We start from the raw sequence: 6,242 nt of genomic DNA on the forward strand, positions 1-6,242 counted from the left end.
GGGGGGTGGGGGGGCGGCGGCGCCGCCGAGGCGACGGCGCCGCGCGCGACCGGTGCGGTCGCGCTGTGGGCGGACCTTCGTCCGCCGGGGTAGGGGTGCGGGTGGGGCGTCGGCCGTCAGGGCATCGTGCGCAGGTGCGCCGAGATGCTGTTGGCCAGGGCGTAGCCGGCGGTCGCGTCCCAGTTGACCGACCACGTCATCGCGCCGCGGATGCCGGGCGCGGTGGTGGTGGGCCGGAAGCTCCCGCAGTTGGTGCCCGCGGCCAGGCAGTCCAGGGCGTTGTTCACCACGCCGGGTGAGACGTAGCCGCTGCCGGCCGCGCGCCCGGTGGCCGGCACGCCGAGTGCGACCTGATCGGGACGCAGGCCGCCCTGGAGCTGGATGCACGCCTGGGCGGTCAGGAAGTCCACGCCGCCCTGGGCGTAGAGCTTCTGGTCGCAGCCGAACATGGTTCCGGAGTTGTAGTACTGCATGTGCACGATGGTCAGGATGTCCTTGATGCCCAGGGCGAGTTGGAAGTACGCGGCCTGGTTGGACTGCATGTCCAGGGTCTGCGGGGCCATCGTGATGATCAGGCTCGTGCCGATCTGCGCCCGGATGGCGCGCAGCGCGGTGGCCATGTAGGTGGGGCTGACCCCGTTCTCCAGGTCGATGTCGACGCCGTCGAAGCCGTATTCGCGCAGCAGCGCGGTGGTGGTGCTCGCGAAGGTGGCGGCCGACGCGCTGTCGCCGACCCAGACCGCGCCGAGTTCGCCGCCGACGGACAGGATCACCTTCTGGCCGCGGGCGTGCATCAGCGCGACGTCGGCCTTGAGGTCGGCGTTGGTGTAGCCGCCGAGCGCGGTGGACAGGCCCGGGTCGACGCCGAAGGTGACCGCGCCCCAGCGGGTGCGGTCGGCCTCGGCGAACGCCACCGCGACCAGGTTGTAGGACGTGGGGACGTCGCGCAGGCGCAGGTTCGAGGAGCCGTTGACGAAGTTGTGCCAGTAGCCGGTCATCACCCGCTTGGGCAGGCCGGTCGGGTCCTCGCCGCCGGGCCCGTCCGGGCCGGTGGTGGCGGTGACCGGGGCCGAACGCGCGGACGTGCCCGCGGTGTTGCTCGCGGCGACGGAGAAGGTGTAGCTCGTCTCGGGGGTCAGGCCCGGGATCTCGGCGGCGGGGGCGGCGACGGTGGCCACCTTGGTGTCGGCGCGGTAGACGTCGTATCCGGTCGCGCCGGGGACCGCGGACCAGGTGAGCGAGACGCTGCGGGCGGTGCTGCCGGCCACGGCCAGGCCGGTGGGTACGGCCGGGATCGTGGTGCTGCCGCCGGGGCCGACGAGCGACACGTCGTCCGCGAGGTAGGCGGGTTGTCCGTACCAGCCGTTGAGGAAGAGCGTGACGCTGGTGGTGCGTGGGCCGGTGCGGAACGTGGTGGTGAGTTTTTGCCACGTGGAGGCGGCGGAGGTCCAGGTGGAGACGTCCGTGGTGCCGGTGCCGGTGGCGCCGAGGTAGATGTACGAGCCCTGGACCCAGGCGGATTCGGTGTAGTCGGAGTCGGGTTGCACGGCCACGGTCTGGCTGCATCGGGCGTTGTCGCCGCCCGCCGGAGTGGCCTTGAGGGCGCCGGTGCCGGTGTGCACCGGCGTGCTCGTGGCGCTGCCGGAGCCGCCGGAGCAGGTCCAGCCGGACAGGCCGGACTCGAAGCCGCCGTTGACCACCAGTTCGGCGGCGGCGGGTGCGGGCGCGGCGAGCGCGATCAAGCCGGTGGTGGCCATCGCGCATGCGGTGAGCAGGCCGGTCAGGAAGCGGCGCGGGGTGCGGGTGCGCCGGCGGCGGGCGGGGGGCCGGTCCGCGCGGGTGGTTGGGGGACGTGTCGGTGCCATCGTGGGGTGTTCCTCCCGTACCGGCCCGGGCGGTTGCCTGCGGGCGTGGGCGTTGCGTGCAAGGGAGGGTGGACCCGGGTCGGCACCGCACTGCCTGATGGGACGTCAGGCTGCCTCGGCGCAGGGCATGCGCAGGCCGTCCGGGCGCACCCGGGGTGCCGGGATGCCTGTGTGCCAGACGAGTTGACCGCCGGGGCGAGTGAACTGTCAATAGGTCTGGACCAATTGCCTCCCGGCACGGCTCCCGGGCGAACGCCCGCACGGCGAACCGGCGGTCCCCGCAGGAAGAGCGGCGCGGCCCCGGTCGGTCAGGCGCCGGGGACCGGCTGGGGCGGTTGCGGGCCGGTGTAGCGGGCGCTCGGGCGGATGATCTTGGTGTCCTCGGCCTGTTCCAGGATGTTCGCGCACCACCCGATCACCCGGCTCACGGCGAATGTCGGGGTGAACATGCTGCGCGGAATCCCGCACAGTTGCATCACCACGCCCGCGTAGAACTCCACGTTGACGTGCAACTCGCGCCCCGGCTTCAACTCGGCCAGGATCCCGGTCACCCGACGGTGCACCGCGGCGGCGAACTCGACCAGCTCGACCCCCTGCGCGTCGGCCTGTTCGGCGAGTTCGGCCGCGATCGCGGCCAGCATCACCGCGCGCGGGTCCTCGGTGCGGTAGACCGCGTGGCCGAAGCCCATGATCCGCTCGCCCGCGCCGATCCGGGCCCGCACCCACGCGTCGATCCGCTCCGGCGAGCCGATCTCGTCCAGCGCCTCCAGGGCCCGATCCGGCGCACCGCCGTGCAGCGGGCCGGAGAACGCGCCGATCGCGCCGGCCACCGCCGAGACCAGGTCCGCTCCCGAGGAAGCGATCACTCGCGCGGTGAACGTGGAGGCGTTGAAGCCGTGGTCGACGGTCGCGATCAGGTAGCGCTCGATCGCGGCCACCTGGACGGGCTCCGGCTCCCTTCCGGTCACCAGGTGGAGCCAGTTGGCCGCCGTGCACAGGTCGGCGCGCGGCTCCAGCGGCTCGGCGCCGGCGCGGATGCGGTGCAGCGCCGCCAGGATGGTCGGCGTCACCGCGCCGATCAGCATCGCGTCCGCCGCGCGCCGCGGCGGCGCGGACTCCCACAGCGGCGGCAGGTTGCGCGCGGCGCCGACCAGCGACAGCGCGGTCCGCAGCCCCGCGAGCGGGTCGAACCGGTCGCCGGCCAGCGCGATCGAGCGCAACACCGGCCGCAACTCCTCGGGCAACACCCGCAGTCGGGCGATCTCCGCGGCGAACGGAGCCTGCTCCTCGGCCGTGGGCAACCGGCCGTGCACGAACAGGAACCACACGTCCTCGAAGCTGCGGGTGCCCGCCAGCTCGATCGCCGAGTACTGCCGGTAGTGGTAGAAACCCTCGGCGCCTCGGACGTCGCCCAGTTCGGTGTCGGTGACCACCACCCCCTTCAGGCCCCGGGGTACGTCGATTCGCTCGTTGCCGACGACTGCCATGACATGCCTCCATCCTCGGCGGAGCCGCACGACCCGCCACCACGAATGTCGATCACGGCATCAACTATCGTCAATGTTGACTACATCAATATGAGCCGGAGGTTCGAACGAAATGGCTGGTCGGCGCAAGGTTTCGGGCGGTGGCAGTGAGCAGGATTACCCGCAGGACTACCTGACCACCGCCCAGGCCGCGCAGCGGTTGGGGGTCAAACCCGAGACGATCTACGCCTACGTCAGTCGCGGTCTGTTGACCAGCGTGCGCGAGTCCCGGCAACGCGGCAGCCGGTTCGCCACCGCCGAGGTGGAGGCACTGGCGGAGCGCAGCGGCGGGCGGCGCGACCCCAACGGGTCGATCGAACGCATCCACACCCGACTGACCCTGCTCGCCGACGACCACCTGTACTACCGCGGCCGGGATGTGCGCGAACTGGCCGACCATCCCGTCGAATCGGTGGCGCACTGGTTGTGGCGGGCCGAACTCGCGGACGTGCCCCCGTTCGAGGTCGCCGCCGCACGGGCCGAGGCGGTCCGTCGTACGGTCGCCCTGCTGCCGGACAGCGCCCGGCTGATCGACCGGATCCGGATGATCGTGGCCGCCACCGGCACGACCGATCCGCTGCGCTACGACCTGTCCGAACCGGCGGTCGTGCGCGGCGGCGAGACGCTCTTGGCGGTGATCGCCGACGCGCTGCCGGCGTGTGCGGGCGCCCGACCGCCGACCGGAACCGCGCTCGCCGAGCGGCTGTGGCCGAAACTCACCGCTCGGCCGGCCACACCGGAGCACCTGTATCTGCTGAACGCCGCGCTGGTGTTGCTGGCCGACCACGACCTGGCGGTGTCGACGTTGGCCGCACGGGTGGCGGCGAGCGCGCGGGCGGACGTGTACGCCGTGGTGTCCGCCGGGCTGGGTGTGGTCGACGGCCGCCACCACGGAGCGGCGATCGGGCTGACCCACCGCTTCCTGCGCGACGCGCTGGATCCGGCGGGCGGGCCCACGATGGCGGTCGCCGACCGGCTCCGGGCCGGCGAGCATCTGCCCGGCCTGGGCCACGTGCTCTACGTGGACCGCGATCCGCGGGCCGAACTGCTGTTGGGCCTGCTGCGCGAACCGGCCGCGCGGGACGACCGGGTCGCCCGAGTGCTGTCGGCCGTCGATGCGCTGACCGGGGAAACGGCGGCCCGCGAGGACCTGTTCGCCAACGTCGACCTGGCGCTCGCGGCGGTGACGCACGCGATGGACATGCGGCCGGACGCCGGCGAGGCGATCTTCGCGATGGCCCGCACGATCGGCTGGCTGGCCCACGCCCTGGAGGAATACGCCCAACCCGGCCTCCGCTATCGAGCCGTCGGCGTCTACACCGGCCCGCGACCCAACGCGAACTGACCCCGCAACCATGCCGAATCCCACGCGACCCGATCCGGGCGCACCGACCTGCGGGCGAGCGACATCCGGCCCCCCGGCAGGGCCGAACGGATGGCCCGGACACACACGACGACACGTCCACAGGCAGGCGTTGGTCGGGGTGGGCCTGGAACCGCGCCCACCGCGAGGCGACTTGCCCGTCGACACGCGCCGCCTCGACCCGCACGGGTACACGCCAATCACCGAAACCGCGCCGAGCGCGGGGCCCTTCAGCCGATCGACCCCGGGCGCAGCCCGGCCCGGGGGCCTGGCGAGGCACCGGGCGATACTCGGCCGACGCGCCACCTCGACCCGCACAGCTGCACGGCGATCAACGAAACCGCGCCGAGCGCGGGGCCCTTCAGCCGGTCGGCCCCGGGCGCAGCCCGGCCCGGGGGCCGGCGCGGCACCAGGCGATACTCGGCCGACGCTTCACCTCGACCCGCACGGGTGCACGGCGATCACCCCGCCGCGCCGAGGGCCGCCTCAGCCGAACTGCCCCGGGGCGCGACCCGGTCCGGGTGGACCGGCGTAGGACTGGGTGATATTCAGCCACCTCGTCGCCTCGGCGCCGTGCGCCCGGACGGCGAGGTCGTCCGGGTGTCGGCGGCGGGTGACCAGGAGGCAGAAGTCGAGCAACGGCCCGGTCACCCGCTCGGCGGCGTCCTCGGGGCCGTACGTCCAGGCGCCGCCGAGTTCGGGCCCGCCGGTCAGTTCGATCCGGAACTCCCGCTCGGGTGGGCGAAGTCCGTGTACGGAATAGGCGTAATCCCGGGCCCGGACACCGATCCGGGCCACGTGGCGCAGCCGGGCGGTGGGCCGGGGGTGTACACCGAGCGCGTCGGCGACGTCCTGTCCGTGCGCCCACGTCTCCATGATCCGGGCGCCGGCCATCGACGCGGCGCTCATCGGCGGGCCGTACCAGGGCAACCGCCCGCCCGACGGTACCGCCGCCAGCACCTTCGCCACCGTGTCCCGACCGGCGCGCCAGCCGGCCAGAATCCGGTCCGGCGGCGCCGCCGCGCCCTGTTCGGCGCCTCGGTCCACGAAGCCGTCCGGATCGGCCGAGGCATCCGCGACGCCGGCGGCGAAGCCGACCGGATCGGTCGCCGCGAGCCGGACCCGGTCGTCGGTCCAGGCCAGGTGGGCAATCTGATGGGCAATGGTCCACCCCGGCGCGGGCGTCGCCATGGCCCACTCCTCCGCCGCCAACCCGCCGACGAGCCGATCCAGCGCGGCCCCCTCCGCCTCCAGGTCACCCACAACAGCCACAAGATCCACCATCACCCGGCTCCTCCCACACCACCGCCCCCACCCAACCCTGCCGACCCCCCACCGGGCAACGGCACGCCGAGCCGAAACCACCAAACCCCACACACGGCCCCGAGGCGCGGAGGCGCGGAGGCGCGGAGGCGCGGAGGCGCGGAGGCGCGGAGGCGCGGAGGCGCGGAGGCGCGGAGGCGCGGAGGCGCGGAGGCGCGGAGGCGC

Annotated in this window: 4 protein-coding genes; 1 reads left to right on the top strand and 3 read right to left on the bottom strand. The window is 73.6% G+C overall.

Annotated elements, in window-relative coordinates; genetic code table 11:
• Positions 1-116 precede the first annotated feature (116 nt).
• Positions 117-1,865, bottom strand: a complete 1,749-nt coding sequence (locus tag ACFXMF_RS46135; protein WP_379991973.1) for a chitinase — start codon at positions 1,863-1,865, stop codon at positions 117-119.
• Positions 1,866-2,173: 308 nt separating this feature from the next.
• Complete coding sequence (locus ACFXMF_RS46140; protein ID WP_360308947.1) at positions 2,174-3,352, bottom strand: citrate/2-methylcitrate synthase; 1,179 nt, start codon at positions 3,350-3,352, stop codon at positions 2,174-2,176.
• A gap of 112 nt (positions 3,353-3,464) precedes the next feature.
• On the opposite strand from ACFXMF_RS46140, the gene ACFXMF_RS46145 reads away from it, so the two are divergent.
• Positions 3,465-4,736: a citrate synthase gene (locus tag ACFXMF_RS46145; protein ID WP_379991975.1), complete on the top strand. Its 1,272-nt coding sequence runs from the start codon at positions 3,465-3,467 to the stop codon at positions 4,734-4,736.
• 504 nt (positions 4,737-5,240) lie between these two features.
• Here ACFXMF_RS46145 and ACFXMF_RS46150 read toward each other — a convergent pair.
• Positions 5,241-6,038, bottom strand: coding sequence for a TIGR03084 family metal-binding protein (locus tag ACFXMF_RS46150; RefSeq protein WP_360308953.1), 798 nt, complete (start codon positions 6,036-6,038; stop codon positions 5,241-5,243).
• Positions 6,039-6,242 lie beyond the last annotated feature (204 nt).

This window comes from Embleya sp. NPDC059213 (genome assembly GCF_042754445.1).
In the GTDB taxonomy this organism is placed as follows: Bacteria; Actinomycetota; Actinomycetes; order Streptomycetales; family Streptomycetaceae; genus Embleya.

What these genes read in the sequence shown, in the direction of transcription:
- ACFXMF_RS46145 (WP_379991975.1), top strand. Translation starts at nt 3,465, where the DNA reads ATGGCTGGTCGGCGCAAGGTTTCGGGCGGTGGCAGTGAGCAGGATTAC.
- ACFXMF_RS46150 (WP_360308953.1), bottom strand. Translation starts at nt 6,038, where the DNA reads ATGGTGGATCTTGTGGCTGTTGTGGGTGACCTGGAGGCGGAGGGGGCC.
- ACFXMF_RS46140 (WP_360308947.1), bottom strand. Translation starts at nt 3,352, where the DNA reads ATGGCAGTCGTCGGCAACGAGCGAATCGACGTACCCCGGGGCCTGAAG.
- ACFXMF_RS46135 (WP_379991973.1), bottom strand. Translation starts at nt 1,865, where the DNA reads ATGGCACCGACACGTCCCCCAACCACCCGCGCGGACCGGCCCCCCGCC.